This is a genomic window from Hymenobacter segetis, from assembly GCF_054776495.1.
The window spans coordinates 204,898-229,769 of the sequence record NZ_BAAHBV010000002.1 but is presented as its reverse complement, the minus strand read 5'-3'; the positions used below and the strand labels follow the sequence as shown (position 1 = coordinate 229,769).

General features: G+C 60.5%; 20 protein-coding genes. 12 read left to right on the top strand and 8 right to left on the bottom strand.

Annotated features, from left to right (window positions below; translation table 11 throughout):
* The first annotated feature begins 4 nt into the window (after positions 1–4).
* The 12 genes from ACYU70_RS11620 (at position 5) to ACYU70_RS11565 (ending at position 16,257) form a co-directional block, all read left to right on the top strand.
* Positions 5–1,888: a cytochrome c oxidase subunit I gene (locus ACYU70_RS11620; protein ID WP_460615992.1), complete on the top strand. Its 1,884-nt coding sequence runs from the start codon at positions 5–7 to the stop codon at positions 1,886–1,888.
* 151 nt (positions 1,889–2,039) lie between these two features.
* A complete protein-coding gene (locus ACYU70_RS11615; RefSeq protein ID WP_342299870.1) occupies positions 2,040–3,182 on the top strand; it encodes a COX15/CtaA family protein in 1,143 nt (380 codons plus the stop codon).
* Positions 3,183–3,248: 66 nt separating this feature from the next.
* A complete protein-coding gene (gene cyoE / locus ACYU70_RS11610) occupies positions 3,249–4,100 on the top strand; it encodes a heme o synthase (protein WP_342299872.1) in 852 nt (283 codons plus the stop codon).
* 93 nt (positions 4,101–4,193) lie between these two features.
* Positions 4,194–4,781: a cytochrome c oxidase subunit 3 gene (locus tag ACYU70_RS11605; protein WP_342299874.1), complete on the top strand. Its 588-nt coding sequence runs from the start codon at positions 4,194–4,196 to the stop codon at positions 4,779–4,781.
* A gap of 21 nt (positions 4,782–4,802) precedes the next feature.
* The gene (locus ACYU70_RS11600; RefSeq protein WP_342299876.1) at positions 4,803–5,576 is read left to right on the top strand and encodes a cytochrome c oxidase subunit 3; all 774 of its coding nucleotides are present in this window, start codon (positions 4,803–4,805) and stop codon (positions 5,574–5,576) included.
* Between the two features lie 97 nt (positions 5,577–5,673).
* Complete coding sequence (locus ACYU70_RS11595; RefSeq protein WP_342299878.1) at positions 5,674–6,018, top strand: cytochrome C oxidase subunit IV family protein; 345 nt, start codon at positions 5,674–5,676, stop codon at positions 6,016–6,018.
* Positions 6,019–6,021: 3 nt separating this feature from the next.
* Positions 6,022–6,696 (top strand): hypothetical protein, encoded by a 675-nt coding sequence (locus ACYU70_RS11590; RefSeq protein WP_342299880.1) that lies wholly within the window; start codon positions 6,022–6,024, stop codon positions 6,694–6,696.
* Positions 6,680–7,255, top strand: coding sequence for a DUF420 domain-containing protein (locus ACYU70_RS11585; protein WP_342299881.1), 576 nt, complete (start codon positions 6,680–6,682; stop codon positions 7,253–7,255). Before ACYU70_RS11590 ends, ACYU70_RS11585 begins: the two co-directional genes overlap by 17 nt.
* Before the next feature lie 40 nt (positions 7,256–7,295).
* Entirely contained in the window at positions 7,296–7,550 is a 255-nt protein-coding gene (locus ACYU70_RS11580) for a hypothetical protein (RefSeq protein ID WP_342299883.1), read from the top strand.
* On the top strand, positions 7,550–7,948 hold the full coding sequence (locus ACYU70_RS11575) for a DUF983 domain-containing protein (protein ID WP_342299885.1): 399 nt from the start codon (positions 7,550–7,552) through the stop codon (positions 7,946–7,948). Before ACYU70_RS11580 ends, ACYU70_RS11575 begins: the two co-directional genes overlap by 1 nt.
* 221 nt (positions 7,949–8,169) lie before the next feature.
* On the top strand, positions 8,170–12,078 hold the full coding sequence (locus ACYU70_RS11570; protein ID WP_342299887.1) for a sensor histidine kinase: 3,909 nt from the start codon (positions 8,170–8,172) through the stop codon (positions 12,076–12,078).
* Positions 12,079–12,399: 321 nt separating this feature from the next.
* Complete coding sequence (locus ACYU70_RS11565; protein WP_342299889.1) at positions 12,400–16,257, top strand: hypothetical protein; 3,858 nt, start codon at positions 12,400–12,402, stop codon at positions 16,255–16,257.
* A gap of 10 nt (positions 16,258–16,267) precedes the next feature.
* Here the strand turns inward: ACYU70_RS11565 and ACYU70_RS11560 are convergent, their stop codons facing one another.
* The 8 genes from ACYU70_RS11560 to ACYU70_RS11525 all read right to left on the bottom strand — a co-directional run bounded on the left by ACYU70_RS11560 (position 16,268) and on the right by ACYU70_RS11525 (position 24,871).
* On the bottom strand, positions 16,268–16,882 hold the full coding sequence (locus ACYU70_RS11560; protein ID WP_342299890.1) for a 3'-5' exonuclease: 615 nt from the start codon (positions 16,880–16,882) through the stop codon (positions 16,268–16,270).
* A 25-nt stretch (positions 16,883–16,907) separates the two neighbouring features.
* Positions 16,908–18,413 (bottom strand): hypothetical protein, encoded by a 1,506-nt coding sequence (locus ACYU70_RS11555; RefSeq protein ID WP_342299892.1) that lies wholly within the window; start codon positions 18,411–18,413, stop codon positions 16,908–16,910.
* A 101-nt stretch (positions 18,414–18,514) separates the two neighbouring features.
* A complete protein-coding gene (locus ACYU70_RS11550) occupies positions 18,515–20,575 on the bottom strand; it encodes a beta-N-acetylhexosaminidase (protein WP_342299893.1) in 2,061 nt (686 codons plus the stop codon).
* 111 nt (positions 20,576–20,686) lie between these two features.
* Complete coding sequence (locus tag ACYU70_RS11545; protein WP_342299894.1) at positions 20,687–22,036, bottom strand: DUF58 domain-containing protein; 1,350 nt, start codon at positions 22,034–22,036, stop codon at positions 20,687–20,689.
* A 65-nt stretch (positions 22,037–22,101) separates the two neighbouring features.
* Complete coding sequence (locus ACYU70_RS11540) at positions 22,102–22,893, bottom strand: SDR family NAD(P)-dependent oxidoreductase (RefSeq protein WP_342299896.1); 792 nt, start codon at positions 22,891–22,893, stop codon at positions 22,102–22,104.
* A gap of 77 nt (positions 22,894–22,970) precedes the next feature.
* Positions 22,971–23,522: an NADAR family protein gene (locus ACYU70_RS11535; RefSeq protein ID WP_342299898.1), complete on the bottom strand. Its 552-nt coding sequence runs from the start codon at positions 23,520–23,522 to the stop codon at positions 22,971–22,973.
* A 2-nt stretch (positions 23,523–23,524) separates the two neighbouring features.
* On the bottom strand, positions 23,525–24,607 hold the full coding sequence (locus ACYU70_RS11530) for an AAA family ATPase (protein WP_342299900.1): 1,083 nt from the start codon (positions 24,605–24,607) through the stop codon (positions 23,525–23,527).
* The gene (locus tag ACYU70_RS11525) at positions 24,608–24,871 is read right to left on the bottom strand and encodes a hypothetical protein (protein ID WP_342299901.1); all 264 of its coding nucleotides are present in this window, start codon (positions 24,869–24,871) and stop codon (positions 24,608–24,610) included.
* Position 24,872 lies beyond the last annotated feature (1 nt).

Here is a 24,872-nt window from a genome sequence, read left to right as displayed (position 1 = left end):
AGACATGACACCCAAACCCAATCTTTCTCCGGGCGTGCAAACGCAAGGCGGTATTGGTTCCGCTCCGGTGCCGGCTACCGAGCACGGCGACCACCTGCACCACGATGACCATGACCACGAGCACCACGACCAGCATTGGCTGTGGAAGTACGTGTTCAGCCAGGACCACAAGCAAATTGCCAAGCAGTTCCTGATTACGGGTATGTTCTGGGCCATCCTTGGTGGTACCCTGTCTAGCCTCTTCCGTTTGCAGCTCGGCTGGCCCGAAGGCACGATGGAGTGGCTGAAGCCGGTCCTCGGTGGCTGGATTCAGGCTGGTAAACTGAACCCTGAGTTCTACCTCGCACTGGTGACGATGCACGGTACCATCATGGTATTCTTCGTGCTGACTGCTGGCTTGAGCGGTACATTCTCGAACTTCCTCATTCCGCTGCAAGTGGGTGCCCGCGACATGGCTTCGGGCTTTATGAACATGCTCTCGTACTGGTTCTTCTTCCTGTCGAGCGTTATCATGTTCTCCTCACTCTTCATTGAAACCGGCCCAGCAGCAGCTGGCTGGACAATCTACCCGCCGCTGAGCGCACTGCCGCAAGCCATCCCCGGCTCCGGCGCGGGCATGACGCTGTGGCTGGTGAGCATGGTGTTCTTCATCGTATCGCAGCTGCTAGGTGGTGTTAACTACGTTACTACGGTTATCAACCTGCGTACCCGTGGCATGAGCATGAGCAAATTGCCGCTTACCATCTGGGCCTTCTTCCTGACGGCTATCCTCGGTATTCTGTCGTTCCCGGTTCTGTTCTCGGCGGCTCTGCTGCTGGTGTTCGACCGCTCTTTTGGTACCTCGTTCTTCCTGTCGGATATCTATATCGCTGGTCAGGCGTTGAGCAACCAGGGTGGTTCGCCGGTATTGTTCCAGCACTTATTCTGGTTCCTGGGGCACCCCGAGGTATACATCGTAATCATGCCGGCTATGGGCATGGTATCGGAAGTCTTGTCGACCAATGCTCGCAAGCCCATCTTTGGCTACCGCGCCATGATTGGTTCGCTGATTGGTATCTCACTGCTGTCGTTCGTTGTGTGGGCTCACCACATGTTCGTGACGGGCATGAACCCCTTCTTGGGTTCGGTTTTCATGTTCCTGACGCTGATTATCGCCGTGCCTTCGGGCGTGAAAGTGTTCAACTGGCTGGCCACGCTGTGGCGCGGTAACATCCGTTTCACAGCCGCTATGCTGTTCTCTATCGGCTTCGTGTCGCTGTTTATCTCGGGTGGTCTGACGGGTATTATCCTTGGTAACGCTACGCTCGATATCCAGATGCACAACACTTACTTCGTGGTAGCTCACTTCCACTTGGTAATGGGTAGCTCGGCATTCTTCGGCTTGTTTGCCGGGGTTTATCATTGGTTCCCGAAGATGTTCGGTCGGATGATGGACGAGAAGCTGGGTTATATCCACTTCTGGTTGACGTTCTGCGGTGTTTATCTGGTGTTCATGCCGATGCACTACGTTGGTATCGCCGGTTTCCCCCGTCGTTACTACGCTTGGACCGGCTTTGATGCTTTCTCGCAGTTCGCTGACATGAACAAGTTCATCTCGATTGCGGCCATCATCGCCTTCCTTGGTCAGTTCATTTTCATCTTCAACTTCTTCTACAGCATCTTCCGTGGCCGTCGTGCTACCCAGAACCCCTGGAACTCGACTACGCTGGAGTGGACTACGCCCATCGAGCCCGGCCACGGCAACTGGCCCGGTGAGATTCCCGCTGTATACCGTTGGCCCTACGACTACAGCAAGCCCGGCTCGGATGTGGATTTCATTCCGCAGAACGTTCCGTACTCGCAGACGCAGTCGTCGAACCTGCCATACGAGCAAGAACTGGCTGACTAGCTAGGAAATGGTTGATTAACCAATTCAATTGGTAAAGTCCCGAAGCGGGCCGCCTAACCGGCGGCCCGTTTTTGTTTCACGGGTATTACTAGCCCACTTCAATTCTATGCGCTAGCTGTTTTGTGCAAATAGTAGCAGCCACCTTTATATCATGGATAATTTTCACCTGAGCCTTGCTGTCCGACGTTTCCGCTTTGTTGGTATTCTCACAGTTGTGAGCGTGTACCTGCTGATTTTGGTGGGTGGCGTCGTGCGCAGTACCGGTAGCGGCATGGGCTGCCCCGATTGGCCCAAATGCTTCGGTAGCTGGGTGCCTCCCACAGAAGCCAGCCAGTTGCCTGCCAATTACAAAGAGATATACACTGCCCAGCGGGTCGCCAAGAATCAGAAGCTAGCTCGCACGTTGCAAAAAATGGGCTTTGCCCAAGTTGCGGGAAGCATCTTCGCGCATCCCACGCAATACATCGAAACTGATTTCAACCCGGTGAAAACCTGGATTGAATATGTGAACCGTTTGTTAGGGGCGCTGATTGGGGTGTTCGTTTTTCTCACGGTTGTGTTCGCCTGGCCGTACTGGCGGTGGGACCGGGTCATCTTTTGGTTGGCTTTTGCCTCGTTTCTATTGACAGGTGTGCAGGGCTATTTAGGCTCATTGGTCGTTTCTACCAACTTGCTGCCCGTGATGGTGACGGTGCACATGGCGCTTGCGCTGGTGATAGTCGCGTTGCTGCTGTATGCGGTTGACCGGGCGCGCAAGGGGCAAGGCAACACTGCATCGAGAATATCGAATGCAGCGCCAGTCAGTACTTCGTCAGAAGCAGCACGGCCGGCCGCGAGATTACAAATCTGGCTCTGGGCAACACTCCTGCTCACCTTCTGGCAGATTGTGCTCGGGACGCAAGTACGGGAGCAGGTTGATATTGTATCAGCTGCGGTGGGCTATGTGGGGCGCGAAAACTGGGTTGCTAAGCTTGGTAGCGTGTTCAGCTTGCATCGCACGATGTCGGCCGCAGTATTGCTGCTAAACGTTTATGTGGGCTACGAACTATGGCAGTTAGCCCAGTCACGTCTGCGCAAGCTGGTTACCGCGACGCTGATTCTCATTGGGCTGGAAATACTGGCGGGTATCGTGTTGGCGTCATTTGCGCTGCCAGCGGCAGTGCAGCCGGTGCACCTCACATTGGCTACTGTATTATTCGGCGTGCAGTTCCTGACGCTGCTGGCCGTGGCCCGCGCCTGCAAAAGCTCGGAAACTATTGCGCCCACAGATGCACCCCGGCAGGTTGTTGCGTAACTTTGCGGCCCCGTTGGGCCCAGCTTCGACAAGTTGGGCCGGGCGACGAAATTATAAGTACGATTGATGGTTAAGGCCCGCGCCTATTTTCAGCTGCTCAAATTCCGGCTTTCGCTCACGGTAGCGTTTTCCAGCGCCATTGGGTACATGCTGGGCGCGCACGAGCTTAGCTGGAGCCGGGCGCTGCTGGTGATGCTGGGCGGCCTGCTCGTCACCGGCTCGGCCAACATCATCAACCAGGTGCACGAGCGGGAACTGGATAAGCTAATGACCCGCACGGCCAAGCGCCCGTTGCCGCTAGGCATTATATCGCCAGCGGAGGCGTGGGTGTTCTGCGTGTTGCTGGGCGTGGCCGGATTTGCACTGCTGTGGTTTTTCTTCAACCCGCTCACCGCCGGCCTGTCGTTGCTGTCACTCATTCTCTACGGCTTCATCTACACGCCGTTGAAGACTATTTCGCCCATCTGCGTGGCGGTAGGGGCCATCCCGGGTGGTTTGCCGCCGCTCATTGGCTGGGTAGCCGCTACCGGCTATATCGGCGTGGAAGCCTGGGTACTGTTCGGAATTCAATTCATGTGGCAGTTTCCGCACTTCTGGGCCATTGCTTGGGTGGCCGATGACGACTACAAGCGGGCCGGCTTCAAGATGCTGCCTACGCCTGGCAATCGCGACCTGCGCACCGCGTTCCAGATAATGACTTACACGTTGCTGCTGATTCCGCTGAGCCTGTTGCCATTGGAATTTAATATTTCGGGGCGCATTTCGGCGTTGGTGGCCGTAGTCGCTGGGGTGTTGTTTTTGCTGCTCACTGTGCAGCTCATGCGCACCCAGTCGCGCAAGGCGGCGTTGCGCATCATGTTTGCCTCTTTTCTATACCTGCCCATCGTACAAATTGCTTTGGTGCTGGACAAAATATAGCCGTCAGTTGTTGATAGTTTGTCGCCAGGTGGACTTGGATAAATCAGACAATCGGCACCTAAAAACGGACAACCAATACCTAATAATTAGCTTATGAATCCTTCTGAAACGTTATCCGAAAAGGAAGTTGGACTTGGCTGGCACCCTAAGCGGGTGCTGCTCATCCTGCTTATTTTCAGTATTGTGATGATGTTCGCGGCTTTCACCAGCGGCTACATTGTGCGCCGTGATGAAGGCAACTGGCGCGAATTTGATTTGCCCGGTTCGCTGCTCATCAACTCCATCCTGATTGCGCTGAGCAGTGCCAGCATGCAATGGGCCTATTTTTCAGCCCGTAAGGACGAAATTAGTCGAGTCAAAACCGGCCTGATTATCACGCTGGTACTGGGTCTGGCTTTTCTGGTGGGGCAGTACCACAGCTTCGGCGATTTGGTGGCGGGCAACACCTACTTTGGTGGCGCTGATGCCAATCCTTCCGGTTCGTTCGTATACGTATTGATGGGTGTGCACGCTTTTCACCTAGTCACGGGGCTTATTTTTCTGGCCGTCGTCCTCAAGCGGACGCTTAATTATCAGGTGCATTCGCGTGCCCTGCTCTCCATCGGCAACGCTACCTTATACTGGCACTTCCTGGGTGGGCTTTGGCTGTACCTGTATTTGTTCTTACTTTTGAACCACTAAAACGACGTTACGCTGTCTGCTATGGCCCAATCGACCACTTTGCCGCACCCCGCGGCTTCCGCTACCCAAGACGCCCCGCGCACCGGCAACTGGGATGGCGGCAACGAACCCTTCAAAGCGAGCTACGGCAAGCTGATGATGTGGTTCTTCCTGCTTTCTGACGCATTTACTTTCGCAGCCTTCCTCACCACCTATGGCATGATTCGCCATAAGCACGAGGTATTCACCGGCGAAGCCAAAGACTTTGTGTTCAGCACGCGGTGGTGGCCCATTCCCGACCACGTATTCAACGCCTTCCCCGGCATGGGCGAGGCAAACGTCCCCCTCGGTTTCGTGGCCTTAATGACCATGATTCTGATTCTGAGTTCGGTAACGATGGTGTTGGCCGTAGAAGCCGGCCACCGCATGGACAAAGCCGATGTGCAGAAATGGCTGCTCTGGACCATCCTGTTCGGCAGCACTTTCCTGGCCAGCCAGGCTTGGGAGTGGAGCCACTTCATCCACGGCCACACCGAAGGCACGGTAATGGCCGACGGCACCGTGTTCCACGGTGCTAACCTGGCGATGAACCAATACGGCCCGGTACTATTTGCCGACTTGTTCTTCTTCATCACCGGCTTCCACGGTACCCACGTATTCTCGGGCGTCTGCTTGTTGATTTGGTGCTTCATTGCCACCACCAACGGCACATTCGAAAAGCGCGGTCACTACGAGATGATTGAGAAAATCGGCCTCTACTGGCACTTTGTAGACTTGGTGTGGGTATTCGTATTCACCTTCTTCTACCTCGTTTAATCACAATTACAAATTTTGAATTTTGACTTTCGAATTATGGGAACGGCAATCAGCCCAACCCATAATTAATAAATCAGAATTTATAATTCTCCCCTAAATGGCTTCTCACGCAACTACTGAACATGCCCTCGCTCCGGGCGAAATTGCCAAGCCGAACACCGCCTGGATTTGGCGTGTATTTGGTATTCTGGTTGGCATCACAGCTGTCGAATTCGTTTTCGTATTCCTGATGCACCCGAGCACGCTGCGCAACAGCATTTTCATCGTGCTCACCATCATGAAAGCCTTCTTCATCGTGGGCGAATTCATGCACCTGAAGCACGAGACCAAAGGTCTAATTTGGACCATTCTGGTACCAGTTGCGCTGCTGGTGTGGCTGCTTGTGGCCCTGATTACCGAAGGCTCGTTCATCGGCGAAGTCCTGCAAAACATGTTTAAATAGCGGATGCGGCCCCGCCAAACCCTTTTGCTGGGGCTGCTGCTATTGGTGCCGGTACTGGCTTTTCTATTCCTGTTCCGCTTCGGTACCAACCGTTACGCGCTGCCAACTTACCTGCCCGACCGTGTGGATTCCACACAGGTTGGCGGGGAGTGGCAGCGCGATACTGTTTTCCACCAAATCGCACCTTTTCAGCTGCCTTCGTCCAATGGGCGTGAGGTGAGCAGTCAGGAGCTAGGTAAGGGGCTTTACATCGCCCAGTTCTTTGGTGCAGATGAGGCCAGTGCCCGTGTAGCCCGCCAATTGCTGCGGGTGCAGGAGAAATTTCGGCACGAGCCCCGCGTGCGCCTGGTAACCTTTGTGCTCAATGGTAACCCCGGCCAAACCACCGCGCTTGCCCAACTGGCTGAGCAATACGGGACCATTGCCGGCAAATGGTTTTTCCTGACTGGTGCCGCCGACACCCTCAAACGACTTACCCAACAGGAGTTCCGCCTGACGGCGGACCCCAAGCGGCTGCCGGGGGCCGTGTACACGGCCAACATCCCCGCTGGCCGGCTGTTGTTGGTTGACAATCAGCGCCGGGTGCGGGGCATTTACGATGGTACCGACGGACGCGAAATAGACCGCTTACTCACGGAAGTAACCGTGCAGCTTTACGATTATGAACACCCCCACTGAACAACTGCATCCGCCGGTGATGGCTCCCGGCGATTATACGCGCTATAAAATCATCCTTGGTGGCTTGGGAATAGTGGTGCCGCTGCTGGTCGCAGTGCTTTTCTATTTCAAAGGAATTTTCAAGATTGAAGGGGCCGATGCTTACCTGCGCATGCTGCCGGCCGTTAATGCCGGCCTGAATTCGCTGACCGCCGTTGCGCTGCTGGTGGGCTTTTACTTTATCCGGCAGAAGAATGTGCTGGCGCACCGCACGGCCATGGGCACTGCCTTTGCCTTGGGTGGGCTGTTTCTGCTATCTTATGTGGCCTACCATTCACAGGTGGAGAGCACGCATTTTGGCGGGGTTGGGGCTATTCGGACTGTTTATTTCTTTCTGTTGCTCACACACATCAGCCTGGCGGTAGTCACGGTAGGGCTGGTGCTGTTTACGCTTTATTTCGCCCTCACGGGGCAATATACCAAGCATAAGGCCATTGCGCGCTGGACGTTTCCGGTGTGGCTGTATGTGTCGGTGACGGGCGTTATCGTGTATTTCATGATTTCGCCGTATTATGCCTGATACCAAGAAACTTTGCGCTAATCCTCGTGTTGATTTAGTTATGAAAAAGCCTTTTTTTGCTGCTGCTTTGGCCCTGCTGTTGGGCGTGATGTTGAGTTTGGCCCCATTAGCGGCCCGGGCGCAATGCACCATGTGTAAATCACAGGTAGAAGCGGCCCGGCAGGAGCGCGACGACTACGATGTGGCCGGTCTTAACAAGGGTATCGTGTACATGATGACCGTGCCCTACATCCTGATGGGGGCGGTAGGTTATTTCTGGTACCGTCGCACGCATCCCAAGGCGGCCAAAGCCTAGTGGAGCACCCCACTACGGCTATTCCATCGACGGGCCGGGCACTGCTGGAATTGCGCTGCCCGCGCTGCCATACCGGTAAGCTGTTTACGCACCCGGCGCTGAGCACCAAGTTTATGGAAATGCCCGAAGCCTGCCCGGTCTGCCGGCAGACCTATGAGCCGGAGCCAGGTTTTTATTACGGCGCGATGTACATCAGCTCGGGTTTTTCGACGGGCGTGCTGCTGGCTATTGGATTTTTGCTCTATTATTTCGCCAGCGACCCGCCGCTGTGGGTGTATGTGACAACGGTGGCGGCGGCCGTGCTGGTCATAACGCCGCTGCTGTTCCGTTACTCACGGGCCGTGATGCTCTACGGTTTTGGCGGCGCTAGCTTCGACCCCCGCTATCTAAGTCGGTAGAAATAAAAGTATTGTGGATTGTGGAAATGCTGCCGAAGGGCAGCATTTTTTATTAGGCTTGGATTTTGCAGGTTCCTTACATTGCAGCCCTTCCGCATCAGGCATTTCATTTGAATAATGATGATGCTTCGGAGAATAGAGGGGCTTCGTGACTAGGTAACGTGTTTACTTTGGGCGTGCTGCCGACGGTGCGCCGGATTAACGATTTCATCTCTTCTTTTTTGCGCCCGACTTCTGCCCTTGGCCCATCCGTAAAATCAGCTTCCTCGTGGCGGCGGCTGCCCTGGCTGTTGTTGCTGGGGGCTGTTTTGTGCTTTGTGGGCGGATATCTGGCCAGCCGCTACGCGCAAACGCCGGGCGTGGTGCAGCGCACCGACGTGGCCCGCCTGCAACAGCTGGTGCGCAACGCCGAAGCCACGGCCCGCCGCGAAGCTGATACGGTAGCCGCCGAGCTGCCACGCGGCAACTACAGCTTCCAAAAGCTCATTGCCCAAACTACGTACCCCACCTGCGTGCTGGAAAACGGAGCACTACGCTACTGGTCCGATGCTACACTGCGGCCCGAGGCGGAAGCGGCTACAACTGCCGCCGAACGGCTGGTAGAAACGCGGGGAGGGCATTTCCTGCAATTGCGCCGACTGGCGGGGCGGTATCTGATTCTCATTTATTTGCCCCTGGAACGGCACTACAGCATCAGCAACCGCTACCTGCGGGAGGGCGGCGAGCAGGCGCTGTTTCGGGGCTTGGAGCTAAAGGTGGTGGCGGATAGCGCGGCCCACGGCCCGGCTCGGTTTGAAGCTCCCGATGGGCATTACCTGTTTTCCATCAGGAGCTTGCAGCCCAACCCGCTCACCGGGCAGTACGTGCCGCTGGGTTTGCTGGCGTTGGGCAGCCTGCTGTATGCTTTGGGGTGGCTGCTGCTGGCGTGGCGCTGCTGGCGGGCCGGACGGGCTATTACTGCCGTGGCCGCGCTGGTGCTGCCGTTGGTGGTGTTGCGGGCACTGCTGCTGTATCTGGGGCTGCCTTATTCTTTTATTGAGCTGCCGTTGTTTGACCCGCGCGTGTATGCGGCGGCGTGGTGGGCTCCTTCGCTGGGGGACTTGCTGCTGGATTCCTTATTGGCCTTGCTCGCCGCCGTGGGAGGCGGGGCGTTGTGGCGGTACTTTCAGGTGCCGCTGCGGGTGCGGGCCCCGCGTGCGCTGAGCCGGCAGGTGGTGGTCGCCGTGGTAGTGGGGGGCGCTTTCTGTGTTTGGCTGGGGCTGTTGTTCAGCTATTACACCACGGTTTTTGGTAGCTCGCAGCTGAGCCTTGATGTGAGCCGGAGCGTGCAGATTACGGGTTTCTGGGTGGTGCTGGCGCTGGCGGTGCTGCTGCACACGGCCGCGTGGCTGGTGGGGCTGTTCGGCCTGACGCAGCTGGCGGGGGCCTTGCTCCAACACGTGCCGCGCCGCCTGCTGCTGCTGGCCCCCGCGCTGGCTACGCTGCCGGTGCTGGGCGCGGGCCTGGTACTGGGGCAGCCGTGGCTGTTGCTGGTGGGCGTTTTGTTAATGTTTGCGGCACTGGTGCGGGCCGTGAACCTGCGGGCCGAGTCCACTATCAGCAACTACCAGTCCTCGGTGCTGCTGGTGCTGCTGCTGGCCCTCACGTCGGCCACCGGGGCGCTGGCTTTATATTCCTGTTTCGAAAAGCAGGTGTTGGTTGATAAGCAGCGTCTGGCGGGTAATCTGCTCGTGGATAACGATTTTCAGGGAGAGTTTCTACTGAGTGAGCAGATGCACAAAATTGCGGTCGACCCCTTTGTGCGCCGCGCTCTCACCGCCGCTTTTGGGCGGCCCGAGGCGGTGCGCGAGCGCATTGCCCGGCAATACCTGAGCCACTATTTCGACAAGTACGAAAGCAATATCACGCTGTATGACGCGGCCGGCGACCCGGTGGGGGCCGCCAAAGGCACGCCCAGCCTGCGCGAAGCCCGCGCGGCCACGGCCCGCATTGCCACGCCCACGGGGCAGGCGGGCGTGTTTCTGGTGCAGTCCGATAATCCGTTTGGCTCGCGGCGCTACGTGGCGCACATCACCGTGCCGGGGCAGCGCGTAGGGGGCTTTGGCCTGCCGCTGGGCGCGGTGCGGGTAGAGCTGACACTCAAAAAGCTCACCTCCTATAGCGTGCTGCCGGAGCTGCTGGTGGACCAGAAGTTCTTCGAGCCTGGCCTGGCTACTGAGTTGAGCTACGCCGGCTACAACCACGGCCGGCTGGTGTACAGCGAAGGTGATTTCGACTACGCCAACCGCCTGCCCACGGCCCTGCTGGCCGAGCCGCGCCTCTACACAACGGGCATTACGCGCAAGGGCTTCCATCAGTTTGCCGTGCGCGGCTCCCTGGACCGCACCGTGGTGGTGACCACGGCGACCTATTCGGCGGGCGACTGGCTGGCTAATTTTTCGTTTCAGTTTCTGCTGTCGACGTTTTTCTGGCTGCTGCTGGGTGGGGCGGCTTTGCTGGTGCGCGGCCGGGCGCTGCCCCGGCTCAATTTCAGCACCCGCATTCAGCTGCTTCTAAACGTGGGCATTGTGGTGCCGTTGCTGGTGGTGAGCGTGGCCACGGCCAGCCAGCTCATCGACTCGTACAAGCGCGACCTGGCCCGGACCTACGAGCGGCGCGGGCAGTTGGCGCTGGAAAGCCTGCGCCGGCAGCGCCACCTGCTCTCCGACAGTACTGCCCGCCCCACGCTGGCCGCGCTAGCCAAAAACGTGGCCGCGCTCACCGAAACCGACCTCAACCTCTACGATGCCCACGGCGAGTTGCTGGCCAGCAGTCAGCCCCTCATTTTCGATGCCGGGCTGCTGGGGCCGCTGGTGAACCCGCAGGCCATGGTGGCGCTGCGCGAGCGCAACCGGCCGCGGGCGCTGCTCACGGAGCGGGCCGGGTCGCTGTCGTTCAATGCGCTGTACCTACCGGTGCGGGCCGGGGCTAGCGAAAAGGTGGCAACCGACCTGGCGGGCCACGCCCTGGGGCATGGGCTGCCGGCGGGCGCAGCTACTGATAAGGCAGTGAAATATTCGGTCAGCTCGCCATTTGACGACGATGATGGGTCGGCGGCTGATGAGATGGACATGCCGACCGGCCCGATTCTGGGGTACGTGGGCATTCCGTTTTTCGACTCGGAAAAGGCACTGAATACCAAGCTGACGGAGCTGTTTACGACTATTCTGAACATCTTCACGCTGATGTTTCTGCTGTTTCTGGGGCTGGCGTATGTGGCGGCGCGGCAGCTCACGGCTCCCCTCAAGCTCATTACGGAGAAGCTTACGAAGACCACGCTTACCGGCGAAAACGAGCTGCTGGATTACCGTAGCTCCGACGACGAAATCGGCCTGCTGGTGCGCGAGTACAACGCCATGCTCACCAAGCTGGAGGCCAGCAAGCGCGAGCTGGCCGCCCAGGAAAAAGAGGCGGCCTGGCGCGAAATGGCCCGGCAGGTGGCCCACGAAATCAAGAACCCGCTCACGCCCATGAAGCTGAGCCTGCAATTCCTGCAAAAAGCCATTGCCGAGCGCCGGCCCAATGCCGAGGAGCTCATCGGGCGCATCAGCCAGACGCTCATCACCCAGATTGACGTGCTGAGCGACATCGCCACTAGTTTCAGCACCTTCACCAACCTGCCTACCATGCGCCCCGAGCGGCTGGACGTGGCCGCCGTGCTGCGCCGCTGCGCCGGCCTGCATCAGCCCGATACCGACGACGGCGCGCTGGCCCTGCACCTGCCGCCTGATGCCGAAACCGGCCGCTACGTGGTGTTTGCCGATGAAAACCTGCTGGTCCGTACCTTCAACAACCTGCTGATAAACGCCCGCCAGGCCGTGCCCGAAGGCCGCGCCCCGCACATCGACGTGAGTTTGGAAGCGGCCGGCGCGGGCAGTGTCCGGGTGGCCATCCGCGACAATGGCGCGGGCATTCCGGAGGAGGTGCGCGAGAAGGTGTTCGTGCCCAACTTCACTACCAAGGCCAGCGGCTCGGGCATTGGGCTGGCGGTGGCCAAGCGCGGCATTGAGAGCGCGGGGGGCAAAATCTGGTTTGAAACCGAAGTGGGGGAGGGGACGGACTTCTTCATCGAGCTGCCGCTGGCGGGGTAAGCGGGTGCTGGCAACAAGTCGTCCGGAAGCTCCGGCAAGTCGTCCGATGCCGTCGGCAAGGCATCCGACAGGCCCGGCAAGTCGTCCGGAAGGCCCGGCAAGCCATCCGGAAGGCCCGGCAAGCCTGTGGATGCCGCCGGCAAGGCATCCGGAAGCTCCGGCAAGTCGTCCGACAGGCCCGGCAAGTGGTCGGATGAAGCCGGCAAGGCATCGGGAGAGCCGGGCAAGCCGGCGGAAAGGCCCGGCAAGCTGTGCGCAGGGGCCGGGCACCAAACTTCTCGGGTGGAGCGTTGTGCGCCTGCCAACCCCGACCTTTACCACATGATTCGTCGCTTACGCCTGTGCTTCCCCCTGGTGGGCCTGCTCGTCGCGGCGCTGTTTTTTATGAATCGGGAGGCGTGGGCGCAGGCGCGGCCGGCTAAAACGGGCGAAGCGCCGCCGCCCAGCACCCGGCGCTGCCGCTGGGTGCGCCTCGCGCCGGGCCGCGATACGACCAGCTTCGCGCTCCTGGATTCGCTCACGGTGGTGCCGTCGTCGGTGGTCATCAATGGACGCGGGGCGGACTATGACGGGCGCACCGACCGCTACCGCTGGGTGCGCGCCGCGCCGCGCGACAGAAGCGGCGCGGCGCGGCCCGATTCCATTCTGGTGTGCTATCGGGTGCTGCCGCTACGGCTCACGGCGGCCCGCTTCCGGCGGCCCCGCAGCCTGATGGACAGTTTGGGCTTCCGGCAGGTGATTTCGCGGTTCGAGGATTTCTCGGTAAAAGAGCAGATTCTGAACACGCCGGGCGTGAGTAAAACGGGGAATCTGAGCCGGGGGCTGAGCTTTGGCAATACCCAGAACGTGTTTGTGAACTCGGCCCTGAACCTGCAATTGGAAGGCCAGCTGGCCGAGAATATTCACCTCACGGCCGCTATTTCTGACCAGAACGTACCCTTTCAGCCCGAAGGAAATACCCAACAGCTCCAGCAGTTCGACAAAATCTACATCACCCTCACCAACCCCAACTGGAACCTGACGGCCGGCGACGTGGTGCTGCGCAACAAGCCCGACTACTTCCTGCGCTACTACAAAAACATCCAGGGCGCGGCCGTGGAGGCCAATTTCGGCCCGCCCATCGTGGGGCTGAGCGGCTTCGGGGCAACGCAGGGCGTGGCCAACGCGGTGTTTCTGAACGGCGTGGCCGGGCAGGTGCCGGGCAGTGGGGTGGCCGGGCCGTCGCCGGCCACGCTCAACCCGCCGGCCATCAGCCAGCCCCAGCTCACGGACCCTAACCGGCAGGTGCCCGGCACCGGCGCGCCGCTTGGAGGCGACCAGACCGGTGTGACGGGCACGACGGTGAGCAGCGCCGGGGTACGCAAGGGGCTGGCGTGGCGCTCCTCCACGTCGATAGCGGGCGGAGTGGCGAAGGGCAAATTTGCCAGTATTCAGGTGCCGCCCATCGAGAACGTGCAGGGGCCGTACCGGCTCAATGGGCCGAATGGGGAGCAGTTCATCATCGTGCTGGCCAACTCGGAGAAGGTGTATCTGGATGGCCGCCTGCAAACCCGGGGCTTCGATGCCGACTACACCATCGACTACAATTTGGCCGAAGTCACGTTCACGCCGCGCCACCTCATCACCCGCAACTCGCGCATCAAGATTGATTTCGAGTATTCCGACCTCAACTATTCCCGCTCGCTGGTGGCCGCCAGCCACTACCAGCAGCTGGGCCGCCTGAACGTGCATGCCAACCTCTACCAGGAAGCCGACAACCCCGACAATGCCCCCAACCTCAACCTGAACGACACCCTGCGCGCCGCCCTGCGCCGGGCCGGCAACGTGGCCGTGGCCACCGCCACCGGCGGCGATTCGGTGGCCTATGACCGCCGCATTGTGCAGTACCACCGCGAGCTGCGCGTATCGGGCAGCCAGCGCGTGCCGGTGTTTACCTACGTGGGGGCCGATGTGCCGATTGACTCGCTGCGCGGCTCTTACACGGTGCGCTTCACCGACGTGGGCCAGGGCAACGGCGATTATGTCCGTAGTACTAACCCGCGCTTCCTCACCACTAACGGCACCGTGTACGAGTATCTGGGGCCGGGCCTGGGCCGCTACCGCCCGGTGCGCCTCATCCCCACGCCGCTGCTGAAACAGATGGTGACCGCCGGCCTCAGCTACCAGTTGGACAGCAGCACCACGGTTTTCGCCGACGTGGCCCGCTCGCGCCTCGACCGCAACCGCTTCTCGACCGAGAGCGACCAGGACGGGGCCATGCACGTGGGCTACGCGGTGCAGGACCGCCGCCTGCCCGCCGCGCTGGTCACGGGTATTTTGAAGGATTACCGCCTGCGCTCGACCCTGGATTATGAGTACACGGGCAAGCGTTTTTCGCCGATAGACCGCTACCGCGACATTGAGTTTGACCGCAACTGGAGCAACGTAAGCACCACGGCCACTACCGGCACCACCCCGGTGGCGCGGGAGGATAATATCTTCAATTTCAGCGCGGGGGTTAATAAAGACGCGAACAATGGCGTGAACTACCGCCTGAGCCGCCGCTTCCGGCCGGGCGAGGTGAACGGGCTGCAGCACTGGCTGGACGCGGCCCAGAAAGTGGGCAACCTGGAGATGCGCGGCTCGCTGTTTCTGCTGAATTCGGATGCCGGCCGCTTCCATTCCAACTGGGCGCGGGGGGAGGCTACGGGCCGCTTCGTGGGCGGTAGAATTGTGCCGGGCTACGCCTATCGGTTCGATAAAAACCGGGTCACGTCGGCCACCACGGATACGATTCGCTCGGCCAATTATTTCGATGAGCACGACGTGTTTATCCAGAGCCGCGACTCGGCCCGCACCCAGTTCCGCCTCGACTATACCTACCGCCGGGACCAAACCCCCAACGCCGAGCAAAACGCCCTGCAACGGCGCGGCACCGCCCAAACCTGGCAGGGCACCTTGGCCTCGCGCTTAGGAAAAACGCAGGACATCCGGGTACTGGGCACCTTCCGCGACCTTGATTCCCTAGGGCTGGCCCGCAACCGCACCGTCCTCGGCCAGGTGTTCTACAACGCCGGCCTGCTGCAAAACCAGATTCGCTCCGAGCTGAACTACAGCGTGGCCACCGGCCGCGAGTTGAAGCGCGACTACTCGTTTCTGGCCGTGCCGGCGGGGCAGGGCACGCATTACTACGCCGGCGACCTCAACGGCAACAACCGCGAGGATAAGGACGAGTTTTTCGAGGCCCAGACGCCGGATGCGCAGTACCGCACCTACATCAAAGTGTACCTGCCCACCACCGATTACATCACCGCCTTCACCAACCGGCTGGCCTACCGCCTCACCACGGCCGCCCCGCGCGGCTGGCGCGAAGCCGGCGGCTGGCGGGCCGCGGCCTCACGCTTCGCCACACTCACCAGCATCACCGTGGACCGCCGCACCACCGACCCGTCGGTGCTCAAACGGCTCAGCCCGTTTAGCTTCGATAAAGAGGATAACCAGCTGCTGGCCTTCAATCAGCTGTTTCGGAATACGCTGTATTTTAATCGGTCGAACCCCATTTTCGGGGCTGAATTCACGGTGCAGCAGACGCAGCAGAAGACGCTGCTGGCGCAAGGTTCCGACCTGCGCAACCTCACCACCCAGAGCCTGCTGCTGCGCCGCACGCTGGCTACCTCGTTCACGGGTCGGCTCACTGGCTCGCGCGACATTCGCGAAGCCACTAGCAGCTACCTGCTGGCCCGCAACTACCGCCTGCTGATTTACGCCATCCAGCCCGAAATCAGCTACCAGCCCACGCCCTCCCTGCGCCTGACGGGCACCTACGCCCACACCTTCAAGCAAAATACCCTCGATGCGCCCCTGGCCACGCTGCCTACGCCCACGCCGGCCGAAACCCATCCCGGCCTTTTCGATGACCTCGGCCTCGAAGCCCGCCTGAGTCAGGTAAGTAAGCGCACCATTTCGGCCGCCACACACTTCACCCGCGTGCAGTTCGACGTGGACCCCGCCGCGCTCAACTCCGTGGTGGCCATTGAAATCCTCAATGCCCTGCGCCCCGGCAGCAACTTCACCTGGAACCTGAACGTGGAGCAGCGCCTCAGCAACGGCCTCAACATCACGCTGGCCTACGACGGCCGCAAAGCCAGCAACCTCAACACCGTGCACACCGGCCGCATGCAGGTGGCCGTGCTGTTTTAAAGCCGAAAAACTAGCGGGCCAAAGCCATGCGCTGCTTCGCCGCCCGGGCCGCCAGCCCGGCCGTGAGCTCACGCTGCTTGAAGCACAGCGGCAGGGCCGTGCCCGAACGGAAGGCCCGCACTGTGATTTCGGCGCAGGCGCGGGCGTCGCTCAGCGCATCGTGGTGGCTGAGGGGAATGCCGAACTGGCCGGCTACGTGGTCGAGCTTGTGGCGCTCGAAGTGGGGCCAGCACACCTTGGCCAGCTTCACCGAGCACAGGGCGTGGAAGGCGGGAATGGGCAGGCCGAAATCGCGGCAAGTGTATTCGAGCACGCTCACGTCAAAGGCCGAATTGTGAGCCGCCACGGGCTGCTGGTGCAGGTAGGGCAGGAGCTGGGCCCATACATCGGCCAGGCTGGGGGCGTGGTGCAGCTCGGCTTCCGAGATGCCGTGCACCTGCTGGTTGCGCCAGTCCATGCGTAGCACGCGGGGGCGGAGCAGGGTGGCGTAGGTTTCCACAATCTGACCGCCGCGCACCCGCACTACGCCCACGGCGCAGGCACTGTCGCGGCGCTCGTTGGCGGTTTCAAAGTCGATGGCCGTAAAGTCAAGGTTGGCCAGCGCCCGGGTAATTTCTGCTTGCATAATAGGCAAGTTAGCCGTTGCGGGGCTAATCTGAGCTATTGACCCGAGGTAATTGAGCGGCGGGCAGGGGCGGCGTGGCCGCGTCGCAGCACACATTGGGCACCTCGAAGTAGCGTTCCATCACGCCGTTAATATTGCCCGCACAGCCCGGCGTGAGGTCGATATCAAACTCAATATCGGAGCTGAATTGCCGGAGCGGAGCCAGCACCCGGCCGTAGGGCAGGCGTAGCGGCGGCAGCGTTACTTGAGGCGTGCCAGCGCGGTGCGCCGTCCGCAACGCGCCAAAGCGGGCCTGCATCTGAGCATCAAATGGAGCAGCACTAGTGGCCAGCTCCCGCCAGGCTTCCGGGGTATGGCCGGCCCCGAACAAGCCGATGAAAAGCAGGAGTGAAAGCAGTTGCAGCGGTAGCTGCCGGGCCTTGTCCCCACTAGATGAAGACAGAAGCTGCTGCCCCACTAGCCACCCCAGCCCAGCCGTTGAGAGCAGGAGCACAAGCAAAATTTCGTTCTGTGCCCGGGGCAGCGGAGGCCCAACTACAAGGTGACGGAACAGCAGAAAACCGATAAAATTCACTGTGCCAAAAGCCAACATTATCGCGACCCATTGCCAACGGGAAAGCGAAACCAAGGCTTGGCTATACTTTAATTGATGTCGGCCAATCCATGCCCCGGTTAGCCCAGCAGCCAGCATACTCGATACAATCAGCGGCTTGACAAGAAACTGCAGCATCGAATAAGCGGCGCGAGGGAGCAGCACGAGCCAGCGGTAGGTGTGGTAGGGGTCAGAGGGCGGGGCCATGGCGGCTATGCGCGCCCAGTTGCCGGGGGCCGCCGCCGCCAGCGCCGTAGCCGCTGCCCCGATGCCCAGCCATAGCACCAGCTTGGGCCGGGCCACCTTTGGCAGGGCGAAACCCAGCAGCGCCAGCACGGGTACGGCCTGCACCAGCGTCAGCTCATTGCCAGTGAGGGCCAGCACCAGCGGTAGGCAGGCCAGTCCTGCATTACGCCACCTCGCTGCCTCCGGGCCCCAGCCCGCCCGCAGGGCCAGCGCCGTGAAATTCAGCAAACCCATCAGAGGCAACTGATAGGCCACTATGCCGCAAAACCAGTACAGGAACGAGAACGGCGAGGGCGCAGCATTGCAGAACAGTGCCAATAGCAGCCCCGCCGCCCAAAGTGCCTGGCTCCAAGAGCAGGCGCGGCGCAAAGCCGTATGCCACAGCGCCCGCAGCAAATGCGCCAGACTAGTCCATAGCGCAGCAAACGCACCAGCCGCCACCACCTTCACGCCGCCCAGCCAGCCATAGGCCACCGGGTTCAGCACCGTCATGATGAAGGTGGTGGTGAAGCGCCCGGTCCAGGTTTGAAACAGCCACAGCTGCACGCCCCAGGTGCCGTGCTCCCGCATCCAGTACCCATTGCGGAAGTCGTCGAAAAACGGCTGATTGAAGGCGCAGAGCAGCAGGAAGGGCATCAGCGCCAAGATGATGCCCAGGCGCGGAAGTACTAAACGTAACGGAGAAGTAGGCAAAGCAAGATTGGTATAGAGATGCATAATTGCGTCTCGTCGTCGAACGATGGGGGGCACTATACAGACGTCGCCGTTCAACGACGAGACGCAAATATGCGTCTCTACAGCCCCGCCAGCTTGCGGGCGGCTTTCACCACGGCAAGCTCGGCTTGGCCGGCGGGGGCCTGCGTGGCATCCAGCGTGGCGCGGGCGGCGGCCAGCCAGGCCAAGGAGGGCGTCTGGCCAGTTTGCAGTTGCGTGAGGCGCTCCAACACAACAGTTGCCACGGCGGCAAGCCGGGTGGAGAGAGGGCCGTACTCGGTCAGGCTTGGATTAGCAGCGAGCAGGGGTTGGAGCAATACATCATTCGCCTGCCAGCGCACGGCCTGGGCCCGCAATGTGGCCATTTGGCGCAGCGAGGCGGGCAGCCAGTTCGGCGCAGCCGGCTTGAAAGCCACCACGCTATCCACCAGCCCGGCAAAGCGGCGGGCCACTTCAGACTCGGCCGGGGCCGCGTCCACTAGGCGGTTTAGCGGAGTAGCCGTCGTGTAGTTGAAGCCCTGAAAATTGCGCTTGTACTCCTTCACCGGTTCAATAACTTCAGCCAGCGTGCGCAGAGGAACCACGTTGCTGCTGCCGGCCATTTGCTTCAACAGTAGCTCAGGCACGCGCCGATGGCGCAATCCCAGCGTTTCCAGCTGGGGCGACAATATGTTCAGTCGACGGTACACATCGGCTACGCTCTGGGTAGCCGCTTGCGGCGACCACAGCCGCTCGGCCACGGCCCCCGCCCGGGGCCAGATACGCGAATCAAGCACCACCGAGTCGGCGTATTCGGCCCACATAGCGGCCTCACCGCCCAGCACCAGCTTTTGCTCGGCGGGGGTGAGGGGCGTGTCGGGTGGCAGCGGGTCCGTGGTGTAGGAACTGGCCGCGGTCAGGTTCAAATCCAGATAATAGCCACTCGAGAGCAGTACCGGGTGGCCGAGTTTGGCGGCATCGTTCAGGCCTTTTTTGCCGCGCCAGCTTTGGATAACGGCTTCTTTCGGCAGGTCGGGGCCGAGGATTTCATCCCAGCCAATCATGGTTTTGCCGCGCTTTTGCAGTAGCACCATCACGCGGCGGTTGAAGTAGGTTTGCAGCTGGTGCTTGTCCACGGTTTTGCCGTCGGCCTTCACCATTTTGTGGGCCTGCATCCAGGCCACGATGCGCGGGGTGCGCCGCCAGTTGCGGCCGTCGTTCTCGTCGCCGCCGGCGTGGAAATAAGGGTCCGGAAACAGCGTCGTCATCTCCGTCAGCAGCGAATCGATGAACGTGTAAGTCGTTTCGCGGGTGGGGTCGATGGCTACGTTGGTGGTGCGCCAGCGCGTGTAAGGCGCGTACACTGAGTCGTTGGAAGCCAGGCGCGGGTAGGCCACAATCCAGCTGGTGGTGTGGCTGGGCATGTCGAACTCCGGCACCACCCGAATACCGCGCGCCGCCGCGTAGGCCACCACCTCGCGCACTTCGGCTTGGGTGTAAAAAAGCCCGTCGGTGCTGCCCACCGTCTGCAAACGCGGAAAAACCTTGCTCTCGATGCGGAAGCCCTGGTCATCGGTGAGGTGCCAGTGCAGCACGTTCAGCTTCACGGCCGCCATACCGTCGAGGTTGCGCTTGATGACGGCCACGGGCATGAAGTGCCGCGCCGCGTCAATCAACAGCCCGCGCCAGGCAAAGCGGGGCTGGTCGCGGATGTCGACTTCGGGCAAATAGCGCACTTTTTTATCGGTGCGCGGCAGTTGCTCCAGCGTGGCCAGCGCCCGCAGCACCCCCAGGCTGGTGGGGGCGTCGATGCTCACGCCCATCGGCGTCACGCGCAGCGAATACCGTTCCTCGTCAAACAGCTCGGGCCGGCCCACGCGGCCATAGCGGATTTGCAGTGTGGCCGAACCAATCACTTTCGTGGCTGGCGAGAGGCGGCCGATGGTACGTCTCACCGCATCTGCCACCGCCGGGTCCACAGGAGTTGGCAACAGCGGTTTCAAAGTCGCTTTCAGTAGCAGCCGGCCCTGACCGTAATTGGCTTCGGCGGGCAGTGGCAGCAGGGTAGTGGGCGCAGTTTGGGCCGCAATTGGGCGCGTCGTCAGCACCAGCAGTAGCACCAGCCATTTCATCCATTCGCTTGCTTTACCGGCCTTCCACATTGTATTCAGTTATCTATGATTTCCCCACCGCCTACAAATAGTCGTCCACAACCGCAGGTCAGCGCAAGCTAAAATCTGTAAAATCCGCGAAAATCCGAGCGAATTCGTGGTCTATATTAGTCCCCGGGCTTTGAATTCCAGGTATTTATTAATGGTATTCGCCGTCAAGTCCTTTGGCGCGGTCAGGAGCGAATAAATGCCGTAGCGCTGCAATTCGAGCACAATCTGGTGTTTCTCCTGGGCGAATTTCTCGGCAATGGTCTGGTTGTACACTTCTTCCGTAGTGGCGGCTGGAGTTTCCAGGAAGGCCCGTAGCTCGGTATTCTCAAAGAACACCACCAGCAGCAGATGGTCCTTGGCCAGGCGGCGCAGGTAGGGCAGCTGGCGCTGCATGCCGTGCAGCGTTTCGAAATTGGTGAACAGAATCAGCAAGCTGCGCTGCTTGATTTTGGCCCGCACCGTGGCGTAGAGCAGTTCGAAATCGGTTTCGAGGTACTTGGTTTTCTGGCGGTAGAGGATTTCGAGCAGCTTCAGCAGGTGGCCGGGGCGACGGTCGGCGGCCAGCGCGGCACCGGGGCGGTTCGAGAAGGTGAGCAGGCCAGCCTTGTCGTGCTTGAGCAGGGCAATGTTGCTGACGACCAGCGTGGCGTTGATGGCGTAGTCGAGCAAACTCAACCCGTCAAACGGCATGCGCATCACGCGGCCTTTGTCAATCAGGCAATATACCTGCTGGGCGCGCTCGTCCTGGAAGTGGTTCACCACCAGCGCGTCATCGGCTCCGGTGCCGGCGCGGCGGGCGGTAGCCTTCCAGTTCATGCTGCGCGGGTCGTCGCCAGCCACGTAGGGCCGAATTTGCTCAAATTCCATGCTGTGGCCCACGCGCCGGATGCGCTTCACGCCCACCTCCGTGAGGCGGTTGTGAATGGCCAGCAGCTCGTACTGCCGCATTTGCAGGAAGGAAGGGTACACCGGCACCACCTTGCCCTGCGCGTAGCGAAACCGCCGCCGCACCAGCCCCAGCGGCGAGGCCGCGTAAATATTCAGCGCCCCAAACTCGTATTCGCCGCGCTTGGTAGGGCGCAGCTGGTAGTCGATAATCTGCGTTTCGCCGGGCCGGATACTAGTTTTAAATAGCACATCGCGCCGCTGGAACTGGTGCGGAATCTCGTCAATCGTCTCGGTCTGGATGGGAAACCGGTAACGGTTTTCGAGGTAAATCCGCACGTCGTTGTCCGAGCCGTTGGCCAGCTTCTCGCCCAGCACCCGCCGGCCAAATACCGGCGCAGTCTGCCCTTTAGCCGGTGCATAGAGTAGCAGCGCATCGAGCAGCGCCAACACTACAAACAGGCCGAGCGCGATTTTCATCGGTCCCAGCAGCCACGGCAGAAAAAAAGCCACCACGAAACCGGTGGCAATAGCCCCCAGCACCTGGAAAAATCGGGAAGTAAGAAAGAGCGTCAAGGGTAGCCGGGGTGAAGGGAAAGGCAATATTCGGCAATTTCACCTCAAGTCTACACGATAATACTTTACACCGCGCTACGCACGATGCCGCCGTCCACGCGCAGCGCCGCGCCGTTGATGGCGCCGGCGAGCGGACTGGCTACGAACACCGCAAAATCAGCAATTTCTTTGGGCTGGATGAGCCGGCCGATGAGCGACGTGGGCCGGTTTTCGGCCATGAAGCGGCGCTCGGCGGCGGCGTAGTCAGTTTCGTCGGGGAATACCTGGCGGATGAATTCTTCCACACCGGGCGTGTGCGTCGAGCCGGGCATGAGCGTATTCACCGTCACGGCGGTGCCTTTTGTCAGCTCGGCCAGACTGCGCGAAATGGAGAGCTGCATGAGCTTGGTAGCACTGTAGTGGGCCATTTCGGGAGCCGGGTTCAGGGCCGATTCGCTGCTGATGAACAGGATACGGCCGGTGTTGCGGGCCAGCATGCCGCGCAGGTAGTGGCGGCTCAGGCGCACGCCGCTCATCATGTTCACCTCAAACAGCCGCTGCCAGGCCTCGTCGGTGGTGTCGAAGAAATCGGTGGCCTCGTAGATGCCCAGGTTGTTGATGAGCACGTCCACTTCAGGGTATTGCGCGATGGTGCGGGCGGTGCCTTCCGCCGTGCCGTTATCAGCGGCCAGGGGCAGCAATTGGGCCTTTGGAAACTCCTGTTGCAGCTCGGCAATGGCCTGCGTCACGCTGGCCTCGGAGCGGCCGTTGATGATGACTTTGGCTCCTTCGCGGGCATAGGCGCGGGCCATTTCCAGGCCAATGCCGCCGGTGGAAGCGGTGATGAGAACGGTTTTATCGGTGAGTTGAACGTCCATGATGCGGCGAGTGGGGATTAGAATAGCCGGCCGAAATGCGGGCTGAATGAGGGATAACCCGCGACGGCCGTCCCCGGTTATCGCCGCCGCAATTCGTCCCGCACTTCCATTAGGGCAAAGCCTAGCAGATTCGGCCCCAGCCAGCGACTAGGATTTGCGGCATCGGCCGCATCAGCGGCCAGCCCAATGCCCCAAATGGTATCCACCGGACTGGCTTCAACCAGCACCCGGTCATTGGTGGAAAGCAGAAATTTCGCCAGATTCGGGTGCTGCCCGAACTTGTGAAGGTTGCCGGCTATCACGATTTCTACCTTGCGCGCCTCCCAGGTTTCGGCTTCGAAATTCTGGATTTCGCGACCCAGCTTTTTGGCTTCAGCCGGGCTTTTGGCAGCCAGAATTTGGGCCAAGGTATTATCGTCATTGAACAGCCGCGCCTTTTCGGCCATCATCCAATGCTCGGTTGACCGGTAGGTGATACCCGCAACCACAAAATCGGCCAGCCACCATTGGCTCAGGCAGGATTTGGTGATGCTGCCGTCTTTGCTGGGCTGGTTACCCCAGAAGAACAGGTACTTGACGCGGACATCCTGCGCCAGCTGGTCTAGCAGCCACTCGGTGGAATACTTCATGCTTACCGTGGCACTTCCACACTCTGGACAATCTGCTTCACCACCTCATCGGGCGTGCCGCCTTCCATCTCGCGCTCCGGCGTGAGCATGATGCGGTGGCGCAACACGCTGGGGGCCAGGAATTGCACGTCTTCGGGCGTCACGAAGTCGCGGCCGCGCAGGGCGGCCAGGGCTTTGGCGCCGTTCAGCAGGGCCAGCGAGGCGCGGGGCGACGCGCCCAGGTACAGCGACTTGTGCGCCCGCGTCTGACCCACCAGTTTGGCGATGTATTCCAGAATATTAGCCTCCACGCGCTGCTGGCGCACTTGCTGGCGCAGCTGGGCCAGGTCGGTGGCGCTGAGGATGGGCTGCACGGCCTCCAGGTTGGTGCTGCCCTGGCCGCCGTGGTGGCCGGTCAGAATCTGCACTTCCTCAGCCAAAGTGGGGTAGCCCACGTGTAGCTTAAACAGGAAGCGGTCGAGCTGGGCCTCGGGCAGGCGGTAGGTGCCTTCCTGCTCGATGGGGTTCTGGGTGGCCAGTACCAGGAAGGGCTCCTGCATGGCGTAAGTGGTGCCGTCTTGGGTCACAGTGCGCTCCTCCATCACCTCAAACAGAGCCGATTGCGTCTTGGCGGGGGCGCGGTTGATTTCGTCAATCAGCACCACGCTGGCAAAAATGGGGCCGGGCCGAAACTCGAAATCGGCCTTGTTCTGCCGGAACACGGAGGTGCCCAGCACGTCGCTCGGCATCAAATCGGGGGTGAACTGGATGCGGCTGAACGGCACGGCCAGCGTACGGGCCAGCAGCTTGGCCATAAGGGTCTTGGCCACGCCGGGCACGCCTTCGAGCAGGACGTGGCCATCGGCCAGCACGGCGGTGAGCAGCAGCTCCAGCAAATCGGTCTGGCCGACGATGATTTTGCCGATTTCCTGCCGGATGGCTTCAGTTTGGGCCGTGAGGCGGGCGAAATCGGTGCGCGGGGCGAAAGCTGCTTCGGGAGCGGCGGCTGTTGCACTGGCAGTTTCGGTGGTTACCGAAGCGGCAACAGATTCAGGCGGTGCCGTGATGGGCGATTGGGGAGTCAGGTCGAGGTTTTCGGGTTCCATCTACAAAGTGCTGGCGTAGCCAAGTAAGGTCTGAGCGGTTTCGTCGTCGGCGCAAACCTGCCGTAGGTCAGTAAGAATTTTTTTGGCGTATTCGGCCGCAACGAGGTTTTTATGGTAAAGCTTGAGGTCCTGCAATAATTCGCCGATATCGTACCAGTCGATATCGGCCAGCAATTCCTTTTCCTGCGCCAGGGCTTGTTTTTTGAACAGGTGATTATCCCAGCGGTACTTGATGAGGATGGCAAGTTTGGCCACGGTAAGCATG